Below are 22,788 nucleotides of genomic sequence, written 5' to 3' on the forward strand. Positions count from 1 at the left end.
GTTTACGTTAACGTTTATACTAGGATTTAAAAATTGAAATAATAATTAAAATTTAAGAATTTATGTGAGGTGGTCTTGATTGCTGAATGTTAGTGGAGTATTTAATGATGGTATTTTAGAGGAGAAATTTAATAATTTCTCTTTAAGATGGCAGGTTGAGAAAATACGTTTTGGATGGAAAATAAAGAGTTATGTTAAAGGTGAACCTAAAGAATTTGAGCTTTTGAGATTAAATTTAAAAAAAGATATAGTTATGAAAGGCGATTTAGTTAGTTTTAAGAGAAATGGTTTTATTATAATTGACAACATACTTTATGGTTTTTTAACAACTTTAAATGGAAATCTTAAGATATTAGTCGAAGACGATTCTCTAATTTTTAAAGTAAACTATGCTCATAAAGAGTTTGATGATTACGTTCCAGTAGGATCATTTGTTATTTTGAAAATTGCGAATAAAATTGATTTGTATAAAAAGTATGTTGAGTTAGTAATGGAAGAAAATAATATACATTTAAAAAAGATAAAACCAATAATTTTGAAAGGTATAGATTTTTTAAGTATGAGCAAATTATTGCATTATTTGAAAAAGAAAGGTTTTAATATATTTTTTGTATATGATGAATATTCAAAATATGATCTTGAAGAAATTTATAAAGAAGATTTAATAAAGACTTCTAAAATGAAAAGGTTACGAGAAGAAGAAATAAATCCTGGGATAAAAATTTCATTTGATTCCAAAAATGTTAGTAAAGCCGCATTAAAAAAATTATTTACATATTTTTCGAAAAAAGGTGTAAAATTAGTTGATATTGGTGAAGAGAGGAATATTAAAGTATTTAAGCTATTAAAGGAAATAAAAAAAGATTTCAAGGATTTAATTTTACTTTCTGAAAATTCTCCATTTCTTCATTCGGTTGGTGTTGTAGATATAGTTGAAAAAAGATTTGATGAAAATTATTTGTTTAGTTTTTTAGAACACAAGAAAATTTGGTATGTAGCTGATAATTACCTTATTGATGATACTTTTTCAAAAAACACTTTATATGGAGTCTTGAATAAAACCTTGATTCTTAACTATAATGAAAAAATTTGCGAAACAAAATTAATCAAAGATTTAGAAAATGTATTGTTAGAACAGGAATATTTCAAGATTGTATCGGTGGGAGAAGATAAATTTGAAATTCGAAGTTATAGTGAAACTAGGGGATTAATAAACTTACAAATTGATCAAAGTATGAAAAGTGAGAAATTTATCAAAGAAGAAAAGACAAATCTAAGAAAAAAAATTGAAATAAGAAGAGATGGAAGGAAATTTTATTTTTTTGGAGGCGATGATATATGATGGAACTTAGATATAATCCTTTAACTGATGAATGGATAATCGTTTCTGCTGCAACACAAAGAAGGCCAGTTCAACCTTCGAAGACGGAGTGTCCTCTTTGTCCGGGAGGATTAGAATTACCGGAAGAATATGATTTAGTAGCTTTTGAAAATAGATTTCCATCATTGAAAATGCCTCCTCCTGAGATTGACTGGTATGAGAAAGGACCTTTTAGGAAAAATAAATCGTTTGGCATCTGTGAGGTTATTGTTTACACTTCCGAACATAATTCTGCATTACCAAAAATGTCATTGAGTCAAGTTGAGAAGCTAGTTGAAGTGTGGGTGGATAGGACTTTATACTTGTCCAAAATTAAACAAATACGTTATATCTATATATTTGAGAACCGTGGGAAAGAAGTAGGGGCTTCTCTCTCTCATCCGCATGGTCAACTATATGCATTTCCATTTATTCCAAAAAGGATTGAGGTAAAAATCGAAGCTATGTCGAAATGGTACGAAGAGAAAAACGAATGTCCTATTTGTTCAATAATGAAATATGAAAGTGAAGAAAGGAAAGTATATGAAACTGAGAGTTTTATAGCTATTGTACCATTTTATGCGAGATTTCCATATGAAGTCCACATTTATCCTAAAAAGCATTATTCGACTATCCTTGATTTTTCCAATCGTGAAAAGAAAGAATTTTCTGAAATTTTGAAAGTAGTAACTATGAAATATGATAAGTTGTTTGAACAAGATTTTCCATATATGATGATGTTTTTTCAAGCACCTTTTAACACGGAAGATGTTTCACCTTTTTTTCATTTTCATGTTGAATTTAACCCACCAAAAAGGGATAAGAATAAGTTAAAATGGATGGCAAGTGTCGAAACTGGAACTTGGACATTTATTAACCCAGTGCTTCCAGAAGAAGCTGCGAAAAAATTGCGAGATACGGAGGTAACATTATGAGAGTGAGAGCCCCAGGTAGGATTAACATAATAGGAGAACATACAGATTATAACGATGGGTACGTTTTACCATTCGCCATCGATAGATATGTGAATTTAACAATTGAAACTTCAAATAATTTTGTTTTTTATTCAAAAAATCTAGATAGCAAAGTTATATTAGATGAAATAGTTAAAACTGGTAAATGGGCTGATTATGTTATAGGTGTAATTAGTACATTAACAAAAAGAGGTTATAAAATTCCTCCAATTAAAATTGAAGTTGAATCTAGTATTCCAATAGGCTCAGGCCTTTCGAGTTCAGCAGCTTTGGAAGTAGCAACTACTTTTGCAATATCAGAATTTTTTGATTTAAATTTATCAAAATTGGAAATTGTGAATATTGCAAGGGAAGCTGAAACAAATTTTGTGGGAGTAAAATGTGGGATTATGGATCAATTTGCTTCAGTATTTTCTAAAAAGAATTATGCAATTTTTCTTGATACAATGACTTTAGATTATAGGTATATTCCTATAAATTTAAAAGATTATGAATTTTATTTAATTGATTCTAATGTAAAACACGAATTAGCAACTTCTAAATATAACGAAAGAAGACAAGAATGTGAAGAAATTTTGAGAAAATTAAACAAAAGAAGTTTTAGGGAAGTAACAAATAATGATCTATTTTTATTAGATGGTGTTTTGAAAAAAAGAGCACAACATGTTTTAGAGGAAAATGAAAGAGTATTAAAGATAATAGAAGCATTTCAAACTAAAGATTTATTTAAAGTTGGTCAACTATTATTTGAATCACATGAAAGTTTAAAAAGTTTATACGAAGTTTCATGTAATGAAACGGATTTCATAGTAGATTTTTTAAAAAATAAAGAAAACATACTTGGAGCAAGAATGGTTGGTGGAGGTTTTGGTGGAGGGGTAATGGTTTTAGTTAGGAAAGATTCCTTTGAAAAAATTGGTAAGGAACTTTTTGAGAAATATTTTAATAGATTTGGTAGGAAACTAGATTTTTACAAATTACATAGTTCGAATGGTGTGGAATTAGTCTAAAAAGTAATGTGTGTTTTGTTAAGCGGAGGTTAAATTCCTCCGCTTTTATTTTACTATCCGACTGTCAATTTTAAATTTAGTATTATAATATTAACTATTGCATTCAAAAGTTAAAATATGGTAAAATATTGTTACCAAAATCGAGAGGAGGGAATTATATGAAAAAATTGCTGGTTATTTTGGGTCTGCTGCTTATTGTTCTTTCTTTCGCCGCAAAGGACGTTATTGTCATCGGAACTACTGATAAGATTAGGACATTGGACCCAGCGAATTGTTATGATTATTTTTCAAGTAACATTCTTCAAAATGTTCTTGCAGGGCCAGTAGATTATGAAATAGGAACGGCAAATATTAAACCGTGGCTTTTCGAAAGTTGGGATGTTTCCGAGGATGGGTTAGTTTATACTTTCCACATTAGAAAAGATGCATTTTTCGAGGATGGAACGCAAATTGATGCAAATGTTTTTAAATTTTCTTTTGATAGGGTTATGAAGTTAAATGGTGATCCTGCATTTTTGTTAACAGATGTTGTTAAAAAAACAGAGGTGGTTGACAAATTTACATTTAGAGTTACCCTAAAAAGCAAATTCTCAGCTTTTGTTTCGGTTCTCGGATATACTGTTGCATTTCCTGTAAATCCGAAAGTTTATCCTAAAGATGCGTTTTATGAATTCGAGCCATCAGCGTCTGGTCCATATAAGATTACTGAGTGGATTAGAGATGTGAGAATAGTGTTGGAAGAAAATCCAAAATATTTTGGTCCAAAACCGAAAACACCAAAAATTATTATCCAATTTTATGAAAATGCTCAACAGTTAAGACTTGCCCTCGAAACTGGTGAAATTGATGTTGCATATAGACATTTAGATCCAAGGGATGTATTAGACTTGCAAAATGTTCCCGGTATAAAAGTTTATTTAGGTGCTAGTCCACAAATAAGGTATTTGGTTGTTAATGTGAAACAAAAACCATTCGATAATCCATTAGTTAGACAGGCTATTGCTTTGGCAGTTGACAGAGAAACAATTGTTAATGACATATTTGTAGGTCTTGCAAAGCCATTATATTCAATGATACCTGCTGGAATGTGGAGCCATGAAGAGGTGTTCCCCAAGAGAGATTTATCTGCAGCAAAGGAAATATTAAAAGTAGCCGGATACAGTGAAAAGAACCCACTTGAAATTGATCTATGGTATACTCCTTCACATTATGGGACAACTGAAGCTGATGTTGCTCAAGTTTTAAAGGAATCGCTGGAACAAACTGGAATGATTAAAGTAAATATTAAATATGCCGAATGGTCAACCTATGTTGAATATTTCTTAAACGGTACGATGGGATTATTCTTATTAGGGTGGTACCCAGATTATCTAGATCCTGACGATTATTTATGGCCATTCTTGAGTGTTAATGGTGCAAAATCGCTAGGTAGTTTCTACGAAAATAAAAATGTTGAAGATCTTATGATTGCTGCAAGAGCTGCAACTGATCAAATTTCACGTGAAATGATATATAAACTTGTTCAAAATTTCCACGCCGCAGAAATTCCATATATTCCTTTATGGCAAGGATCAGCTGATTGTGTGGCTCACGACGATATTACAGGAATTGTTTTGGAACCAACACAAATTTTCAGATATTATATTCTTGAGAGAAAGTAATTTTTCTTGAATTTAAACCCGCCCCTTGCGGGCGGTTTTTTTAAAGGAGGAGATAATGTGTCCCTGAAAAGCTATATAATAACCAGAATAATTTTGGCACTTCCTATGATCCTTATACTTTTGATAATGATATTTTTCATTTTGAGAATAATACCCGGTGATCCTGTATTAGCGATTTTAGGTGGTAAAGCTCCTATAGAAGTAATTGAAGCCAAACGGCATGAATTGGGGTTGGATAAACCAATAATTATACAATTTTTTGATTATTTAGCTGATGTGGCTAAAGGAGATCTGGGAGTTTCTACTCTGACCAATAGGCCAGTATGGAGTGAATTAAAAGATAGATTTCCAGCAACTCTTGAATTAACTATTTTTTCGTTTATTATAGCTCTTTTGATAGGAGTTTTCTGGGGGTCTGAAGCAGCATGGAGAAAAGACAAACCTATTGATATATCGGCAAGGGTATATTCAATATTCATTTATGCAGTTCCTGTGTTTTGGCTTGGACTCATGTTGCAATTGTTATTTGGGATTTATTTGAGATGGTTGCCTGTTGGTGGAAGACTTTCTCCGAGGGTAAGTGTAGATATAAAAACTGGGCTTTTATTATTAGATAGTTTAATAACGTGGAATTGGGAAGCATTTTGGGATGTTTTAAAACATCTATTATTACCTGGATTTACGTTGGGTCTTGTTATTTCAAGTATTTTTTTAAGAATGGTGCGTAATAATACTGTTTTAATGCTTTCAAAAGATTTTGTGAAAGCTGCAAAAGCTCGTGGATTGAAACCAAGAGTGATTTTATATGGACATGCTGTTAGAAATGCTTTTGTGCCAATTTTTACAATAATGGGAATGCAGTTTGCTCTTTTACTTGCTGGTGCAGTTTTGACCGAAACAACTTTTTCTTGGCCAGGTATAGGGAGCTATCTTGTTTTAAAAATAAAATATAGAGATTTTCCAGCCATTCAGGGTACGATAATTTTCTTTGCTATGTTTGTTGTAGTAATAAGTATTTTAATTGATATAGTTAATGCATTAGTTGATCCTAGAGTTAGGTATTAAGGGGTGATGTTGTGAGGAAAAAATTTGTAAGCGAAAGACTTGGAGAATTTATTAGCGATTTATTTGGTACTGGTACGGGTTGGCTAACTTTTGTTGGAGCAATGATTTTGATTTTTTACATTAGTTTAGCGATTTTTTCTCCGCAATTAGCACCTTATAATCCTACTGAAAGAGTAGGAAGGTCTTTAACAGCACCTAATAAAGAATTTATATTTGGAACTGATAATTTAGGAAGAGATGTGCTAAGTAGAGTAATTTATGGTGCGAGAATTGCCTTATTGATAGCTTTTATAGCCGTTGCAATAGCTGCAGGTGTAGGTGTGCCTTTGGGATTAATCTCAGGATTTTTAGGTGGACCATTAGATAGGATTTTAACATTAATTATGGATGCAATATACTCCTTTCCAGGTCTAATTTTAGCTATAGCGATTGCAGCGGTGTTAGGTCCCGGGGTTATAAATATTGCAATATCTATAGCCGTTGTATACACACCAACATATTTTAGAGTTATTAGGAATCAAGTGTCATCTGTGAAAAATGAACTTTATGTGGAAGGTGCAAGAGCTTTAGGTGCAAAAAATTGGGAAATTCTTATGAAATACATTTTTCCGAATGTACTACCTTCAATAGTTGTGGTTATATCAATGAATTTAGCTGATGCGATAATGACAGAAGCAGGATTATCGTTTTTAGGGCTTGGAATAGCTCCCCCTACGCCAGATTGGGGTTTCGATTTAAGCAATGGACAGAGGTTTGTTTTAAGCAAAGCATGGTGGGGACTTCTCTTTCCTGGACTTGCGATTATAACAGTTGTTCTTGGATTTTCAATGTTTAGTGAAGGCTTAAATGAGTTGATAAATCCGACTATAAGGGAAAGAAGGTGATCATGTGATATTTGAAGCAAAGGATTTGAAAGTGTATTATAAGACGAAAAAAGGTTTTGTAAGGGCTGTTGACGGAATAAATCTATCTATTGAAAAAGGCGAGACAGTTGGCTTGGTTGGGGAATCTGGTTGTGGAAAATCAACGTTTGGACAAGCTATTCTGAAAATATTGCCTCCTGCAACTTTTTATGGTGGAAGCTTGAAGATAGAAAATACTGAGCTGATTGGATTAAATGAAAATGAAATGAGAAAAATCAGAGGGAAAAAGATAGGAATGATATTCCAAGATCCTATGACATCACTTAATCCAGTCATGAAAGTTGAAAAATTGTTTTTTGAAACTTTAAAGACTCATGAACCGGAAATCACGGAAGAAGCTTCAAGAGAAAGAACGGCAAGAGTTCTGGAAAAGGTAGGGATTGAACCCGAAAGGATGAAAGAATATTCTTTTCAATTTAGTGGAGGAATGCGTCAAAGAGTTATGATAGCTCTTGCATTAGTTTTAAATCCAATATTAGTTATTGCTGATGAACCTACGACATCTCTTGATGTAATTGTTCAGGCACAGATAATGAACTTGTTAAATGAATTGAGAAGAGAATATGATATGTCCTTGATTTTAATTACACATGATTTAGGAGTAGTTGCTGAAATGGCAGATAAAATTTGTGTTATGTATGCTGGTCATATTGTTGAAGAAGCAGTTAGCGAAAAACTTTATTATAGTCCAAAACATCCATATACTGAATTACTTTTAAAAAGTATTCCAAATACTAATATTGACGATCTAGATTTAAAATATATACCTGGTTCTCCTCCTGATCTTTTACGCCCACCAGTTGGTTGTAGATTTGCACCAAGATGCCCATACAAAAAGAAAATTTGTGAGGTAAAAGAACCTCCAATATTTAATGTAGACGGAACAAAAGTGAAATGTTGGCTGTATGGTGGGGTGAAAGAATGGTAAGAGTGGAAAATTTAAAAAAATTTTTTCCAGTGAAACGAACAATTGGAGAAGTGTTATTGAGAGTCCCTCAGCGTTTTGTAAAAGCAGTGGATAATATAAGTTTCACGATTTCAAAAGGTGAAACATTTGGTTTAGTTGGGGAGTCGGGGAGTGGAAAAACTACCACGGGTAGATTGATATTAAGGTTAATAGAACCTACAGCAGGGAATGTTTATTTCGAAGATATTAATGTTACTAAACTTTCAAAGGAAGAATTACGAAAATTTAGGAAAAATATGCAAATAATATTTCAAGATCCTATGGCAGCGCTTAATCCTTATATGAAAGTTGGTGAAGCAATAAAACATGGTCTTGAAATACACAATATAGGTAAAAATACTCAAGAAAGAAAGTTACTTGTAATGAAAATGCTTGAAAGGGTGAACTTATCTCCACCGGAAGATTTTTATTATAGATATCCTCATGAACTTTCAGGGGGTCAAAGACAAAGAATTGTTATAGCTCGTGCTTTAATTTTGAAACCAAAGTTTATCGTTGCAGATGAAGCTATAGCAATGTTAGATGTTTCTGTGAGATCCCAGTTGTTGCAATTGCTAATTGATTTAAAGACTGAGTTTGATTTGACATTTTTATTTATTACACATGATTTGGCTACCACGAAATATATTTGTGACAGAATTGGCGTTATGTATTTGGGAAAAATTGTAGAAATAGGGAATTTTAAAGAAATTTATAAGGATCCATTACACCCATATACTAAGGCCTTAATTTCAGCAGTTCCTGAACCTGACCCTAAAAAGAAAAAAAAGAAACTTATGCCTGAGGGAGAAGTTCCAAATCCAATTAATCCACCACCAGGATGTAAATTTCATCCAAGGTGTCCATATGCAATGGACATTTGTAAAGAAAAAGAACCAGTTTTGAAAGAAATTGAAGGAAGATTGGTAGCATGTTATTTATATCAAAGCCAGCGATAAGCTGGCTTTTTTTGTTTTCAAAAAAAACTTGACAAAATCATTTTTTTGATGTAATATAAATTTAGATTAAATCTAATGAGGTGAAAAAATGAAAGAAATTATAGAAATCTTGTCACGATTTGGTATAAAGCCAACTTTACAAAGGATACATATTTTAAAAATTATTTTGAAGTATAGAAACCATCTAAATGCGGATGAAGTATTTAAATTAGTTCAAGAAGAACATCTTACTATTTCTAGAGCTACTATTTATAATACTTTAAATCTTTTTTCAAAAAAAGGGTTATTGAAAGAAATTGTAACACCAGAATCCGTGAGATACGACTATATTGAAAAACCTCATAATCATTTTTATTGTGAAAAATGTAAAAGGATCTATGATATTGAAGAAGAATTACCAATTTCGAATATTAACAAGGTTGATGGTCATTTAGTTAAAAAGGTTCAGTATTATTTAGTAGGAATATGTAAAAATTGTTTAAATGGAGGTGAGTAGTATGGCATTACCACTTATAGGTGAAAAATTACCAGAATTTAAAGCAGTTACTACTAAAGGGCTCATAAGATTTCCAGAAGATTTTAAAGGGAAATGGGTGGTTTTATTTAGCCATCCAGCCGATTTTACACCTGTTTGTACTACGGAATTTGTAGCGTTCCAAAAAAGATATGACGAATTTAAGAAATTGAACACAGAACTTATTGGGTTAAGTATTGATCAGGTTTTCTCACATATCAAATGGGTTGAATGGATAAAGGAAAAGTTAGAAATTGAGATTCAATTTCCTGTTATAGCAGATGATAGAGGTCAAATAGCTGAAATGCTCGGGATGATCCATCCTGCAAAAGGAACAAATACTGTGAGAGCAGTTTTTGTGATTGATCCTGAAGGGATATTAAGAACTGTTCTTTATTATCCACAAGAACTTGGAAGAAATATAGATGAAATTTTAAGAATAATTAAAGGGTTGCAGATTGTTGATGAGCATGGAGTAGCTTTACCGGCAAACTGGCCCAATAACGAGTTAGTTAATGATGAAGCAATTGTTCCACCGGCATCAACTACTGAAGATGCAGAGAAAAGATTAAAGGAATATAAATGTTTTGATTGGTGGTTCTGTCATAAAAAAATCAAATAATTGAAGAAATACTTGTAGTAGAGATTTATTTGACATTACTTCAGGAATTGAGAAGACGTTAAAGGAAAAGATAGTAGGAACTTTGAGACCGCAATTTAGTAAGGAATTGTATTTAGTATATTTGTAAATAGTTTTGTATTTTAAAACTGTTGGATTGAATAGTTCTAAAATTGAGTTATTTATTACAAAAGACCACCAAAAGAATGGGAAGATCTACTTAAAATTTTTAAACGAATTTTGAAATACAAAAAATATATCACTAAATGCAAAAGCAATTTACTAAAGAATTGAAAAATAGAGCAACGTGTATATTAATAAACAAATATAAAAGAAAGAAAATGTTCGAGAAAAATAAACAAGTTAGAATGGATTGAAGAAACAAGAAAAACAATATATGTTAAACAAAGAACTTAGATAAAGAGTTAATACACTATTAAAAAGGAGGGGGAAGTATGACAAAAAGCGGACAGGTATATAAGTGTGAGATTTGTGGGAACATAGTTGAAGTAATTCATGCTGGAGAAGGAATATTGGTATGTTGTGGTCAATCTATGACCTTATTAGAAGAAAAAACAGCTGAAAGTTCACAGGAAAAACATGTGCCGTTTATTCAGGAAGTAACTGAAGGTTATCTAGTAAAGGTAGGAGAAAATATTTTCCACCCAATGGAGGAAAAACATTATATTGAATGGATTGAATTAGTTGTTGATGGAATGGTATTTAAAAAATATTTAAATCCAGGTGATAAACCGGAAGTGTTGTTCAAAGTTGACAAAGGGAAAGAGGTTTACGCAAGAGAATACTGCAATGTACATGGATTATGGCGAAGTAAATAAAATTTTGTTGGTATGTTTTCATGAGAACTCCCACCATGGTAAAGGTGGGAGTTTTTGTTTGGATAGTATTTATTTTAATAATTTTGTTCAGAAATTAGTTGGTTATGTGTTTATAACCTGGGGATAATATAAATTTTTTGAAAAATGGGTTGACAGATTCAACAGAAGGGGGTATAATGAAAATGACCCCCCCGACCAGGGTAGGATACGGAGGTGAAAGTATGGCAAAAAGCGAGCAAACATTTTCAGTAAAAGGGATGACATGTACATCTTGTGCGCGAACTATTGAAAAAAAATTAGAAAAACTTGACGGTGTAGAAAAGGTAAATGTTAACTTTGCTACTGAAAAATTGTCTATAGTTTTCGATTCCGACAAAATTGACGAAAATGTGATTAGTAGAACTGTAAAAGATGTTGGTTACGAATTAGAACGGATGGATGATTTTAGAACTGTTATTATCCCCATTGAGGGAATGACATGCTCTTCTTGTGCTAAAGCTGTCGAAAAGGAGATTAAAAAACTTGATGGAATTACCTCTGTTAATGTTAATTTTGCAACGGAAAAAGCTACGATTTTGTATGAACCAACTAAAGTTCGTATTTCCAATATCAAACAAGCGATTAAAAATGCGGGTTATACTCCTCTGGAAGTGGATTCTAAAGATCAACTTGATTATGAAAAAGAAAGAAGACAAAAAGAAATAAAAATATTGTGGAGAAAATTTCTAGTAGCTGCAATATTTTCTGTACCGTTATTATATATTTCTATGGGGCACTTAATTGGTCTGAATTTACCTGATTTTGTCAATCCAGAAATTAATCCGTTTAATTTTGCACTTGTTCAATTATTGTTAGTAATTCCCATTGCGATTGCAGGTTACAAATTTTATACAATAGGTTTTAGAAATTTATTTAAGTTGAGTCCAAATATGGATTCATTAATTGCAATAGGTACTTCTGCTGCAATCATATATGGTTTATATGGGACCATAGAAATTTATCTTGGAAAGGTTGAATATGCTAATAATTTATACTTTGAAACTGCTGGTGTTATAATTGCTTTAATTCTCCTGGGAAAATATCTCGAAAGTGTTACGAAAGGTAAAACGTCAGAAGCAATAAAAAAATTGATGGGATTACAGCCCAAGACGGCGTTGATTTTTCAAAACGGTCAAGAAATAGAAATACCTGTTGATGAAGTTGAAGTTGGTGACATAGTAATTGTAAAACCAGGTGAAAAGATACCAGTTGATGGTGTTATTGTTGAAGGTCATACTTCTGTTGATGAATCTATGCTCACGGGTGAAAGTATACCGGTTGAGAAAAATGTTGGTGATAAAGTTATTGGCGGTTCAATAAATAAAAACGGAAACATAAAATTTAGAGCTACAAAAGTTGGTAAAGATACTACTCTTTCTCAAATAATAAAATTGGTTGAAGAAGCACAAGGTTCTAAAGCGCCAATTGCAAGATTAGCTGACGTTATTTCCGGCTATTTTGTACCAATTGTAATTGCAATAGCAATTTTATCTGCTTTAGTTTGGTATTTTGCAGGATTTGGAGGTATTTTTGCCTTGACAGTTTTTATTTCAGTTTTAGTGATTGCATGTCCATGTGCTTTAGGTCTAGCAACACCAACGGCAATTATGGTTGGAACTGGTAAAGGTGCAGAGTACGGAGTGCTAATAAAAGGTGGTGAAGCTTTGGAAACTGCACATAAGATAAAAACAATAGTATTTGATAAAACTGGAACTATAACTGAAGGCAAACCCAAAGTTACTGACATCATATCGCGTGGGGACTATTCTGAAAATGAATTGTTAAGTATTGCTGCTTCTGCGGAAAAAGGTTCTGAACACCCACTTGGTGAAGCAATTGTAAAAGCTGCTGAAGAAAGAAAACTAGATTTGAAAAAAGTTGACAAATTTTTAGCTATTCCGGGGCACGGGATTGAGGTGATTGTTGATGGAAAAAAGGTTTATCTTGGTAATTTAAAATTGATGAGGAGTAAAAACATTGAGATTACATTGTCTGATGAATCTAATAAGTTAGCTAATGAAGGAAAGACTCCAATGTTTATCGCAATAGATGGGAAACTAGAAGGTATAATTGCAGTTGCTGATACAGTAAAACCATCAAGTGCAAGTGCTATTAATAAGTTACACAAAATGGGAATAAAAGTAGCAATGATAACTGGTGATAACAAAAAAACAGCAGCGGCAATTGCAAAACAAGTGGGTATAGATATTGTTCTTGCTGAAGTTCTTCCCCAAGATAAAGCCAACGAAGTAAAAAAACTTCAACAGAATGGTGAAATCGTTGCAATGGTTGGAGATGGAATAAATGATGCACCTGCTTTAGCTCAGGCTGATGTTGGTATTGCAATAGGTTCAGGTACGGATGTAGCTATAGAATCTGCCGATATTGTCCTTATGAAAAGTGATCTTGAAGATGTTGTTACTGCTATTCAATTAAGTAAAGCAACAATTAGAAACATTAAGCAAAACCTTTTCTGGGCTTTTGCATATAATTCAGCTGGAATTCCAATTGCTGCAGGAGTGTTACATATTTTTGGTGGGCCATTATTGAATCCTATGATTGCAGCAGCAGCAATGGCATTTAGTTCTGTGTCAGTTTTAACAAATGCGTTAAGACTGAAAACGTTTAAACCAAAAAATTAAAAAGGAGGTAGATGGTATGAAAAAGGTAGTAATTATTAAAGGGATGACTTGTGAACATTGTGTGATGCACGTAAAGAAAGAACTTGAAAAATTGTCTGGAGTAGATTTCTTGAGTGTCGAAATTGGAAAAGCTGTTTTGGAAGGAAAGAATTTAGATGAAGATTTGATAAGAAAAGCAGTAAATGAAGCAGGTTATGAAGTTGTCGAAATAATAGATGATGGTTCAAATGAGGTTCCTCATAGTAAAGAACATCATCACGAAAAGCATCATGGAGGGCACTCTAAACATAACAAGGGTTGTTGTCATTGAACCCAGGAGAGCTTTGCTCTCCTGGTTGGAAGTAAAGATTGAATAATAGAAAAGTCAATAACACACAAATAATAAAGTTAATTGGAACGGTAATGAAGGTGAAATGAAATTAAGATATGGATGTGAATAAACAGTTTATTAAGTTGTAAAATAGTCTTGAGAAGAGAAAGATATTCGATTTGGAAAATAATAGACACATTTGATAAAAAATCATTGAATGGCTGTTTTTTCTAATATGTTTTAAGTATGAGTAATAAAGGGACTTTTTGAGAGAGGAGGGATAAAATGTTATCAAAGATTAATGAAAATATGACTTTAAAAGAAATTATGGATATGGATGATAAATTATTTCAAGAGATTTCAAAGTTGGGTTTTGATATATGTTGTGCTAAAATGAAGACTTTGAAAGATAGTTGTTTAGATAAAGGCTTGAATGTTCAGGAAGTTTTGAATAGATTGAATGAAATTGTTGAAGAAATTAATTATATAGAAAAAATAATTGCAGAAAATGAGTAATTTTTAAGGAATTTTTAAGGTTAAAGTGTTATACTTTAAATACCCTCCGGATGAGGAGAAAATGAAAAGGAGATGTTTATTATGAAATATGCAATATTAAAAGAAACAAATTATAATTTCGAAAAAGCAATTTTGAGACTTAATGAAGAGTTAAAAAAAGAAGGTTTTGGAATTTTGATGAGAATTGATATTGATGAAAAAATAAAAGCTAAACTTGGGGTTGATCTTAAAAAATATACAATATTAGGAGCTTGTAATCCTGAAAAAGCATATGAAGCTATTCTAGCTGAAGAAAATATAGGTCTTCTTTTACCTTGTAATATAATTGTATATGAAAAAGATGAAAAGACAATTGTTGCTGCTATAAGGCCAACTATGGCTATGAAAGTAACACAGAATGATAATGTTGCTAAGATAGCCAAAGAAATTGAAGAAAAATTGTCTCGAGTTATTCACAGAGTATAATTTGAAAGGAGGGATAATTATGATGCATGGTTGGGGTTGGTACGGTATATGGCCATTTGGATTTGGAATCATAAGCTTTATGTTCGGCCTAATATTTATGATTGTTTTTGGTGTAATAATATATTTTTTGTTTAAGAATATATTCAACCCTAATTCGAATAAGAATCATTCTAAAGGTGATGAATACGAAATGATAAGGATTTTAAACGAGAAGCTAGCAAAAGGCGAGATATCAGAGGAAGAATATCTTAGAAAAAAGGAATTTATTTTGAAAAAATAAAAGCGAGGTGATAGAATGATGATTTTTTGGTTTTTGTTGATAATTTTAGGAATATGGTATTTTACAAAAAATCCTGATGTTTTTAAAAAGTTAGGAAGTTCTCAAAGCAGTGAGGAAGAAGCAAAAAAAGAGGCATTAAAGATATTGAATGAGAAGTTCATTAATGGTGAAATAACAGAGGAAGAATATCTTAGAAAGAAAAAACTAATTGAATAAAAAATGTTGTTACGATTAGAACTTGTAATAGCGAAATTGGCATTTAAGATTTTCTAAAAATAAAATACACACCCTCCCCTTCTATGATAGAAGGGGTTTTTTTTAGAAAACGATTTTTTTATGTTAAAATTACCTTGTTCACAAGAATATCTTGCAATTTTGTGTTTGTTATATTAGATATTTTAATAAAGTTCAGTAATTTTAGCAATAGGAGTATTTTTGTGTTTTTGATCAATTAAAGATAAGCAATGAGGTGAAATAATATGAGTGCAAGAGAAAAATATAATAGAATAGCAAAGTTGTATGATCTACTTGAAGGATATATTGAAAAAAAAGTTTTTTCAAATTTTCGAAAAGAATTATTTAAACACATTGAAGGAAAGATTCTTGAATTAGGAGTAGGAACTGGTAAGAACTTTCCATATTATAGTAAAAATTTAAAAGGTTATGCTGTGGATTTTAGTGAAAAAATGCTTGAAGTTGCCAAGAAAAGAAAAGAGGAACTTGGGTTGAAAAATATAGAAATTCTACAAATGGATATTGAAAATCTCGAATTTGAGGATGAAACATTTGATACTGTTTTCTCTTCTTTTGTATTTTGTACAGTACCTAATCCTATAAAGGGATTACAAGAGGCAAGAAGAGTTTTAAAAAAAGATGGAAAAGCTGTTTTTTTAGAACATATGAAGAGTAGTAACTTTATTAACAATATCTTTCTCTATTTAATGAATCCCTTTACAAAGCTATTTCTTGGAACATCTATGATTAGAGAGACCGATAAGAACATTGAAAAAGCAGGATTTAAAATTGTAAAAACGTATTATTTGCATAAAGATATTGTTAGACTAATAATTGCTAGGAAATAGTTTGAAAAAGTATATTGGTATGTTAAAACAAAAATGAACAAAAACCCCCGTATAATGTTATAATATTCTTGCTGAGTAAAACGTTGTAGTTTAAATATAGAATCATCTTGTTTTTTTTTCAAACAAGATAGGAGGTAATTTATGCCTAGAGGATTTGGGAGAAGAGGCCGCGGTCGAAAAGGTTTTGTACATGGAGATTTTTTGTCGGCTGCCTTGCTTTTGTTAATAAAAAAGAAACCGTCACATGGATATGAATTAGTTCAAAGGTTACTTGAAACGAATTTTTACGATTTCGAGCATGATCCTGCTGTTGTTTACAATTTGTTAAGGAAAATGGAGATAAGTGGACTAATTATGTATGAATTAGAAGCAGGTGGGGGGCCTTTTAGAAAAGTTTATAAAATTACTCCTGAGGGAGAAAGATATTTGGAAATTATTTCTAAAGAAATTGAGGCGTTGTATAAGCAATTGAAAGCTTTTCTTGTAGAATATAAAAATTCTAATAAATAGAATTTTGAATTGAGGGGGAATAATAATGGTTGGAAAAATTACTGTAATTACTGGACCAATGTATTCTGGAAAAACTACTGAACTTTTATCATTTGTAGAAATTTATAACATTGGAAAAAAGAAAACAATTGTGTTTAAACCCTCTCTTGATGATAGATATGGAATAGATACAGTTGCTACTCATACAGGATTTCAAGTAAAAGCTCACAGGATTTCAAAGTCAGATGAAATTTTTGATTATATTAATGAAGATGTTGATGCAGTCTTTATTGATGAAGTTCAGTTTCTTGACGTTCAATTAATTGATATAGTTAAAAAGTTGGTTTTCAAAGGTATTGACGTGTTTTGCGCAGGTTTGGATATTTCATATTTGGAAAATCCTTTTGAAACAACAGCCAAACTTTTAGCAATAGCTGATGAGGTAATCAAAAAGAAGGCAGTATGTGAAAAATGTGGAGAACATAGGGCAACTTATTCATACAAGATTGTCCCAAATGGCGGAGAGATAGATATTGGAGGGAAAGACAAATATATAGCAGTTTGTAGAGAGTGCTTGAGGGAGTTAAAAAATCTTTAAGGAGGTGGGGTTATGAGAAAATTTGTTACATTACTTTTAGCGTTAAGTTTGTTTGTGTTTGTTTTTGCTGCAACAGCAGAACTTGTAATCTTGCATACGAGTGATTTACATGGTAATATTTTTCCCATAAATTATGCAACGAATAAACCTTCAGATGTTGGATTAGGAAAAATTGCAACATTGGTAAAACAGATCAGAAATGAATACAAAAATATTCTTATAGTTGATACAGGGGATCTGATTCAAGGAACACCTTTAGAGTATTATCATTCAAAAATTGATAACAAACCTATTGATCCTATGATTTTGGTTATGAATAAATTAGGATACTCAGCGTGGGCATTGGGAAATCACGAATTTAACTATGGTTTAGGAGTGTTAAATAAGGCAATTTCAGAAGCACAGTTTCCGGCTTTGAGTGCAAACATAGTTAAAAAAGGAACTGATGAACCTGTTTTTAAACCTTATCATGTGGTAATAATTGATGGGATTAAAGTTGGTATTTTGGGTCTTGTTACAAAATTCATTCCTAACTGGGAAGAACCAAATAATATTAAAGGACTTGATTTCTTAGATCCGGTAGAGGTAGCGAAAAAATATGTAGATATATTAAAGAATAAGGAAAAGGTTGATGTTTTAATCGTAGCATATCATGGTGGTTTAGAAAGAGATCCCAAAACAGGAGAACCCACGGAAGAACTAACAGGTGAAAATCAGGCGTATCAATTATTACAGGAAGTTCCTGGAATTGACGTATTGTTATTAGGACATCAACATAGGAACATTGCAGTAAAAATTAACGGTGTGCCAGTATCTATGCCATCAAAATGGGGAAAGTATCTTGGAAAAGTAACATTGAAATTAGAAAACGATAGCGGAAAATGGAAAATAGTTGATAGTTCAGTTGAAGAAATTTCAGTTAAAGGAATTGAACCAGATAAGGAAGTTTTGATGCTTGCAAAGGATTATGAAGATAAAGTTCAAAAATGGTTGGATCAACCAATTGGTGTTGCTAAAGGTGATTTCTGGATAAGTGATCCTCTTTTTGCAAGGTTGGAAGATAATCCTTTAATAGAATTTGTTAATAAAGTACAAATGTATTATAGTGGAGCAAAGATTTCTTCTACAGCATTATTCAATAATGACATAAAAGGTTGGAAAGAAGGGCCGGTAACTTTAAGAGATATTTATGGAGTTTACATTTATCCAAATACTCTAAAAGTGTTAAGAGTAAAAGGTAAAGACATTAAAGATGCTTTAGAAAAAAGTGCAGACTACTTTGTTTATGAAAATTATAAAGCTGATGTAAATAAATCATGGGTAGAACCAAAACCAAGACATTACAATTATGATATGTGGGAAGGTATATCGTACAAAATAGTTTTGAATAGACCTTCTGGAGATAGAATAATTGATCTTATGTTTAATGGAAAACCAATTGACATGGACGCAGAATATGAAATTGTTCTTAATAATTATCGTGCTGGCGGTGGTGGAGGATATAGTATGTTTAAAGGTAAGCCTGTTGTTAGAGAAGTAATGATGGAAGTTTCTGAATTAATGGCAGATTATATTCTTGAACATAAAACCATTGAAGCAACTGTAGATCATAACTGGGAAGCTGTTGTGCAGTATGAATATGAGGTTGAAAAAGGTGACAATTTATGGTCTATTTCGAAACTTTTAGGTGTTTCGGTTGATGATTTGGTTAAATGGAATAATATTGAAAATCCTGATTTGATTTGGCCAGGCATGAAATTAGTATATTACAAAAATTATATTGACACTTTGCCACCAATAAAAGAAGTAGTGGGATTTTGAAAATAGGGGCCTTTTAAAGGCCCCTTAATTATTTTTTCTTTAATTATTTTTTATAATCCTAATTCTTCTTCAGTAATAAGGATAATTTTAAATCTTCCAGGGTGTCTATGTCCAGATTCAATAACGACAAAATAATTACAAATTCTCTGGTGAGACGAGCAATTTACACATATAGCAGTCTGAGTACACGGGGTATTGAGATTAAGTCTTTTTGAATTCATAGGAGAAATGAATTTGATTCTTTCCCTAGCCTCAGGAACATCTTTGACTATTTTGTTTATACTTGAAATTAATATTACATTTTTAGGGCCATAGATAACTGCAGCTACCCTATTTCCATTTCCATCTAAGAAAACAATTTTGCCATCTTCAGTAATCGCGTTTGCGCTGCAAATGTAGTAGTCGGCAAGAAAGGCTTTTCTTTCTATTTCTTCTTTTTCTTCTTTCGTTTTTGCAGAATATCTATCAAGAAAATTGTATTTTCCACTTCTCAAAAGTTCTAAACCACCAATTTCTGAAAGGGTTAAAGAACCACCAGTTGCTACAATCGAGTTTTCTGGGAGAAGTTCTTTAAGTTTTTCTAATGCTTCTTTACCGTTTTTTACTATAAACACCTTATGACCTTTTTTTTCTAGATTATCTGCAAGTTTACTTGCCAAAGTAAAATTTTTCCAATTAAGGAGCTCTTTTCTCAACTTAATTTCCCTCCTTTTTCGATCTTTCAATTCTAAATACAAGGGATTTGAAAGACAAAGTAATATCAACATCTTCAATAGGAATTTTAGTACGGAGTTTTACAGGTGCAAAATTGACAATTCCTTTTATGTTGAGAGTTTCTAATTCTTCAACTACCATCTGAGCTGCCGTTTCAGGAACAGCAATTACGGCGATTTCAATTATGTTTTTTTGTACAAAGCTTTTGAGTTCGGAGACATGTTGAACTGTTAATTTTCCAATCTTTTTCCCTACTTTAGAACGATCGGCATCAAAAATGCCAATTATATTAAATTTATCTTTTTTTAAACCAGCATAATTGGCAATAGCTGCACCAATATTTCCCGCACCAAGTATAATAACATTCCAGTACTTATCTACACCTATAATGCCTTCTAGTTTTTTCATTAACTCTTCTACATTATAACCTACGCCTCTTTTTCCGAATTCACCAAAATAAGAAAGATCTTTTCTTACTTGACTGGATTTAATTCCCAATCTAGCAGCAAGATCTTTAGAAGCAACAAATTCAATACCTTCTTCATTAAGTCTATTTAGACACCTATAATATAATCCTAACCTTCTGATAACTGGCTTTGGAATTTTGTTATTGTTTCTCATAAATTGTATCTCCCCCTTTAATTTTTCGGATGTGAATTACATCACAATTATTATACTACAAAATTTCTAAATGAAAAATTGCAAAACAGATAATAATGGTCCAAATTACGTGAAAGTTTTTATAAAAAGAGAAATTTCTATAAAATTTGAGATATTATCTTTAATTGTTTTAAACGGGTGTATTTGTGATTTTTCTCGTATCATTCTCGTATTTTGCAAAATAAAAGTATTTGAAAAAAATTTTTTTTGTGTTATAATAAGAAACGTTTAATGCCGACTAAAAATATCCACAAATTGTTTTAAAAATACAAATTCCTTACAGGAGGGATGTTTATGAATTTTTCTGTTTTCCTTGTGACCTATTTCACATGGATGATTTTAACAAGTTTCACAGATGTTAAAGAACTAATTGTTGGCTTATTTGTTTCTTTAGTTATCTCAATAGTTTTGAGAAAATATTATGTAATTAAATTTGATATTAAATTTCCTCTTCGAATAGTAAAATTTATTTTTCTCTATTTGCCTGTATTTATCTGGGAGATAATTAAAGCGAATTTTGATGTTGCTGTCCGTGTTTTGAATCCTTCTCTTCCTATTAACCCTGGTTTTGTGAAAATTAGCACCGAACTTAAGAAAGATTCATCAAAGCTTGTTTTAGCAAATTCAATAACTCTTACTCCTGGTACTCTTACGTTAGATGTTAGAGATGATGTGCTATTTATACATTGGATAGATGTTAAAACGTTAGAAGATAAGGAAAAGAAAAGGATTATAGCCGGTAAGTTTGAAAAGATTTTAAAGGGGGTGTTTGAATGAATTTGTTGAATTATATTTATTTTATCTTTGTAGCTCTCGGTGTGTTTTTTTCTTTTTTGAGAATATTATTAGGACCTACCAGTGCAGATAGAGTTGCTGCGTTGGATACATTGAATGTTGTTTTAACCGGGACTATTGTATTTTTGGCATTGGTGTTTAATAATGGGTTGTATCTTGATATAGCGTTAGTTTATGGACTTCTTGCATTTGTAGAGACAGTTGTCATTTCTAGATATTTGGAGGGGAAAAAATGATAACTTTCGGATATATTTTAATAGGGATTGGAGCATTTTTCTATTTTTTGGGTGGTCTTGGGATATTCAGAATGCCTGATGTTTATAACAGACTTCAGGCAGGAACTAAAGCAACAACTTTAGGATCTTTTTCAGTGATATTAGGTGTTGGTTTAGTAAATTTTGATTTTTTACCAAAAGCTTTGGTAATAATTGCGTTTATTGCTTTAACAAATCCTGTTGGAAGTTCAGTGTTAGCAAGAGCATCTTATTTAAATGGTATTAAACCAACTAAAAAGACAAAAGTAGATGAATACAAAGGTGGTGAAAAGGAATGACAATGGTTACTATCTTTGTTGGTGCGTTGATGATAATTTCTGCAATTTTTGCTATTGAAACCAAAAGATTACTTGATTCATTTATTGCTCTTTCCCTTTTAAGTTTATTATCTGTTTTTTTGTTTGTAATAATGAAAGCACCTGATGTCGCCATTACTGAAGCTTCAGTAGGTGCAGGACTTACCACTGCTGTTTTGGTATTAGCTTTACGGAGAATAGGTGGTGAGAAAAAATGAGAAGAGTTTTTTCAATTTTAATTGTTATAGGCATACTTACTTTGTTAATTAATTCACTTTCTATTCTTCCAGAGTATGGTAAGGTTGAGCTTTCCAAAGTTTCTAAAGCATATATAAATAAGAATGTTAATGTAGAAAATAAGGAAGTTGAATTTGGTGAATCAAAGAATTTAGAAGATGGAGCTGCAAACGTTGTAACTTCAATAGTGGTTGATTACAGATCTTTTGATACTTTAGGTGAAGTTACGGTACTTTTTACTTCTGCTTTAGGTGTAGGTTTCGTTTTACATGGAATTAGAAGAAAAAAGTATGGGAGAATGCCTAATTTTGTTTTGAGAGTATCTGTTGAAATTTTGTTACCATTAATATTTTTATTTGGAGCCTATGTATTTATTCATGGGCATCTTACACCTGGTGGAGGATTTCCAGGTGGAACAATAATAGCTGCGGGAATACTTTTATTGTACTTATCAAGCGAAGAGTTTAATCTTTCAAAAACATCAAAATTTGTTGAAGGCTTTGCGGGAAGTTTGTACATAATTTTGGGATTAGTTGGACTGGCTGTAGGAGGAATATTTCTTGTCAATTTCCTCCCGACGGGAGTAATAGGTACTTTGTTTAGTGCGGGTATTGTACCAATTGTGTACATTTTAATTGGATTTAAGGTTGGTGCAGAGTTATCAGGAGTCATTGCCGATATGTACAGGGAGGGATGATA

At 31.7% G+C, this 22,788-nt stretch carries 28 protein-coding genes; 26 read left to right on the plus strand and 2 right to left on the minus strand.

Features of this window, described 5'->3' with window-relative positions; translation table 11 throughout:
• Positions 1–79 precede the first annotated feature (79 nt).
• From BUB65_RS00690 to BUB65_RS00790, 21 genes are all read left to right on the plus strand, one after another.
• Positions 80–1,342, plus strand: a complete 1,263-nt coding sequence (locus BUB65_RS00690; protein WP_073071037.1) for a hypothetical protein — start codon at positions 80–82, stop codon at positions 1,340–1,342.
• Positions 1,339–2,295, plus strand: a complete 957-nt coding sequence (gene galT / locus BUB65_RS00695; protein WP_073071040.1) for a galactose-1-phosphate uridylyltransferase — start codon at positions 1,339–1,341, stop codon at positions 2,293–2,295. The genes BUB65_RS00690 and galT overlap by 4 nt, the downstream gene beginning before the upstream one ends.
• Positions 2,292–3,344, plus strand: coding sequence for a galactokinase (locus BUB65_RS00700; protein ID WP_234946693.1), 1,053 nt, complete (start codon positions 2,292–2,294; stop codon positions 3,342–3,344). The genes galT and BUB65_RS00700 overlap by 4 nt, the downstream gene beginning before the upstream one ends.
• A gap of 158 nt (positions 3,345–3,502) precedes the next feature.
• Positions 3,503–5,005: an ABC transporter substrate-binding protein gene (locus BUB65_RS00705; protein ID WP_073071044.1), complete on the plus strand. Its 1,503-nt coding sequence runs from the start codon at positions 3,503–3,505 to the stop codon at positions 5,003–5,005.
• A gap of 57 nt (positions 5,006–5,062) precedes the next feature.
• Positions 5,063–6,070, plus strand: coding sequence for an ABC transporter permease (locus BUB65_RS00710; protein WP_073071047.1), 1,008 nt, complete (start codon positions 5,063–5,065; stop codon positions 6,068–6,070).
• Between the two features lie 11 nt (positions 6,071–6,081).
• Positions 6,082–6,954: an ABC transporter permease gene (locus tag BUB65_RS00715; RefSeq protein WP_073071049.1), complete on the plus strand. Its 873-nt coding sequence runs from the start codon at positions 6,082–6,084 to the stop codon at positions 6,952–6,954.
• A 4-nt stretch (positions 6,955–6,958) separates the two neighbouring features.
• A complete protein-coding gene (locus BUB65_RS00720; protein ID WP_073071051.1) occupies positions 6,959–7,921 on the plus strand; it encodes an ABC transporter ATP-binding protein in 963 nt (320 codons plus the stop codon).
• Positions 7,915–8,898 carry an ABC transporter ATP-binding protein gene (locus tag BUB65_RS00725; protein ID WP_073071054.1) on the plus strand — a complete coding sequence of 328 codons (984 nt, stop codon included), beginning with the start codon at positions 7,915–7,917 and terminating at the stop codon, positions 8,896–8,898. Before BUB65_RS00720 ends, BUB65_RS00725 begins: the two co-directional genes overlap by 7 nt.
• Positions 8,899–8,986: 88 nt before the next feature.
• Positions 8,987–9,394 carry a Fur family transcriptional regulator gene (locus tag BUB65_RS00730; protein WP_073071056.1) on the plus strand — a complete coding sequence of 136 codons (408 nt, stop codon included), beginning with the start codon at positions 8,987–8,989 and terminating at the stop codon, positions 9,392–9,394.
• Position 9,395: 1 nt separating this feature from the next.
• Positions 9,396–10,034: a peroxiredoxin gene (locus BUB65_RS00735; protein ID WP_073071058.1), complete on the plus strand. Its 639-nt coding sequence runs from the start codon at positions 9,396–9,398 to the stop codon at positions 10,032–10,034.
• Between the two features lie 452 nt (positions 10,035–10,486).
• A complete protein-coding gene (locus BUB65_RS00740) occupies positions 10,487–10,870 on the plus strand; it encodes a desulfoferrodoxin (RefSeq protein ID WP_073071061.1) in 384 nt (127 codons plus the stop codon).
• A gap of 221 nt (positions 10,871–11,091) precedes the next feature.
• The gene (locus BUB65_RS00745) at positions 11,092–13,551 is read left to right on the plus strand and encodes a heavy metal translocating P-type ATPase (RefSeq protein ID WP_073071064.1); all 2,460 of its coding nucleotides are present in this window, start codon (positions 11,092–11,094) and stop codon (positions 13,549–13,551) included.
• A 16-nt stretch (positions 13,552–13,567) separates the two neighbouring features.
• Entirely contained in the window at positions 13,568–13,861 is a 294-nt protein-coding gene (locus BUB65_RS00750; RefSeq protein ID WP_073071067.1) for a heavy-metal-associated domain-containing protein, read from the plus strand.
• Positions 13,862–14,146: 285 nt separating this feature from the next.
• Positions 14,147–14,377 carry a hypothetical protein gene (locus BUB65_RS00755; RefSeq protein ID WP_073071070.1) on the plus strand — a complete coding sequence of 77 codons (231 nt, stop codon included), beginning with the start codon at positions 14,147–14,149 and terminating at the stop codon, positions 14,375–14,377.
• 81 nt (positions 14,378–14,458) lie between these two features.
• Positions 14,459–14,842, plus strand: coding sequence for a DUF302 domain-containing protein (locus tag BUB65_RS00760; protein WP_073071072.1), 384 nt, complete (start codon positions 14,459–14,461; stop codon positions 14,840–14,842).
• Between the two features lie 19 nt (positions 14,843–14,861).
• Complete coding sequence (locus BUB65_RS00765; RefSeq protein ID WP_143606615.1) at positions 14,862–15,122, plus strand: SHOCT domain-containing protein; 261 nt, start codon at positions 14,862–14,864, stop codon at positions 15,120–15,122.
• 15 nt (positions 15,123–15,137) lie between these two features.
• Positions 15,138–15,338 carry an SHOCT domain-containing protein gene (locus tag BUB65_RS00770; RefSeq protein WP_073071074.1) on the plus strand — a complete coding sequence of 67 codons (201 nt, stop codon included), beginning with the start codon at positions 15,138–15,140 and terminating at the stop codon, positions 15,336–15,338.
• A gap of 263 nt (positions 15,339–15,601) precedes the next feature.
• Positions 15,602–16,204: a class I SAM-dependent methyltransferase gene (locus BUB65_RS00775; protein WP_073071077.1), complete on the plus strand. Its 603-nt coding sequence runs from the start codon at positions 15,602–15,604 to the stop codon at positions 16,202–16,204.
• Between the two features lie 141 nt (positions 16,205–16,345).
• Positions 16,346–16,714 (plus strand): PadR family transcriptional regulator, encoded by a 369-nt coding sequence (locus BUB65_RS00780; protein WP_073071079.1) that lies wholly within the window; start codon positions 16,346–16,348, stop codon positions 16,712–16,714.
• 25 nt (positions 16,715–16,739) lie between these two features.
• Complete coding sequence (locus BUB65_RS00785; RefSeq protein WP_073071082.1) at positions 16,740–17,291, plus strand: thymidine kinase; 552 nt, start codon at positions 16,740–16,742, stop codon at positions 17,289–17,291.
• A gap of 12 nt (positions 17,292–17,303) precedes the next feature.
• Positions 17,304–19,112 carry a 5'-nucleotidase C-terminal domain-containing protein gene (locus BUB65_RS00790; RefSeq protein WP_073071085.1) on the plus strand — a complete coding sequence of 603 codons (1,809 nt, stop codon included), beginning with the start codon at positions 17,304–17,306 and terminating at the stop codon, positions 19,110–19,112.
• Between the two features lie 50 nt (positions 19,113–19,162).
• Here BUB65_RS00790 and BUB65_RS00795 read toward each other — a convergent pair whose 3' ends face one another.
• Positions 19,163–19,813, minus strand: a complete 651-nt coding sequence (locus tag BUB65_RS00795) for a lactate utilization protein (RefSeq protein ID WP_073071728.1) — start codon at positions 19,811–19,813, stop codon at positions 19,163–19,165.
• Entirely contained in the window at positions 19,809–20,447 is a 639-nt protein-coding gene (locus BUB65_RS00800; protein WP_073071087.1) for a redox-sensing transcriptional repressor Rex, read from the minus strand. Before BUB65_RS00800 ends, BUB65_RS00795 begins: the two co-directional genes overlap by 5 nt.
• A 333-nt stretch (positions 20,448–20,780) precedes the next feature.
• On the opposite strand from BUB65_RS00800, the gene BUB65_RS00805 reads away from it, so the two are divergent.
• From BUB65_RS00805 to BUB65_RS00825, 5 genes are read left to right on the plus strand one after another with little or no spacing between them, the layout of a single operon-like run.
• Positions 20,781–21,263: a Na+/H+ antiporter subunit E gene (locus BUB65_RS00805; RefSeq protein ID WP_084727984.1), complete on the plus strand. Its 483-nt coding sequence runs from the start codon at positions 20,781–20,783 to the stop codon at positions 21,261–21,263.
• Positions 21,260–21,517: a cation:proton antiporter gene (locus tag BUB65_RS00810; RefSeq protein ID WP_073071092.1), complete on the plus strand. Its 258-nt coding sequence runs from the start codon at positions 21,260–21,262 to the stop codon at positions 21,515–21,517. Before BUB65_RS00805 ends, BUB65_RS00810 begins: the two co-directional genes overlap by 4 nt.
• Positions 21,514–21,834 carry a monovalent cation/H(+) antiporter subunit G gene (gene mnhG / locus BUB65_RS00815; RefSeq protein WP_073071095.1) on the plus strand — a complete coding sequence of 107 codons (321 nt, stop codon included), beginning with the start codon at positions 21,514–21,516 and terminating at the stop codon, positions 21,832–21,834. The genes BUB65_RS00810 and mnhG overlap by 4 nt, the downstream gene beginning before the upstream one ends.
• Positions 21,831–22,070, plus strand: a complete 240-nt coding sequence (locus tag BUB65_RS00820; RefSeq protein WP_073071097.1) for a Na(+)/H(+) antiporter subunit B — start codon at positions 21,831–21,833, stop codon at positions 22,068–22,070. The genes mnhG and BUB65_RS00820 overlap by 4 nt, the downstream gene beginning before the upstream one ends.
• Positions 22,067–22,786: a Na(+)/H(+) antiporter subunit B gene (locus BUB65_RS00825; protein ID WP_073071100.1), complete on the plus strand. Its 720-nt coding sequence runs from the start codon at positions 22,067–22,069 to the stop codon at positions 22,784–22,786. Before BUB65_RS00820 ends, BUB65_RS00825 begins: the two co-directional genes overlap by 4 nt.
• Positions 22,787–22,788 lie beyond the last annotated feature (2 nt).

Source organism: Thermosipho atlanticus DSM 15807, from assembly GCF_900129985.1.
In the GTDB taxonomy this organism is placed as follows: domain Bacteria; phylum Thermotogota; class Thermotogae; order Thermotogales; family Fervidobacteriaceae; genus Thermosipho_A; species Thermosipho_A atlanticus.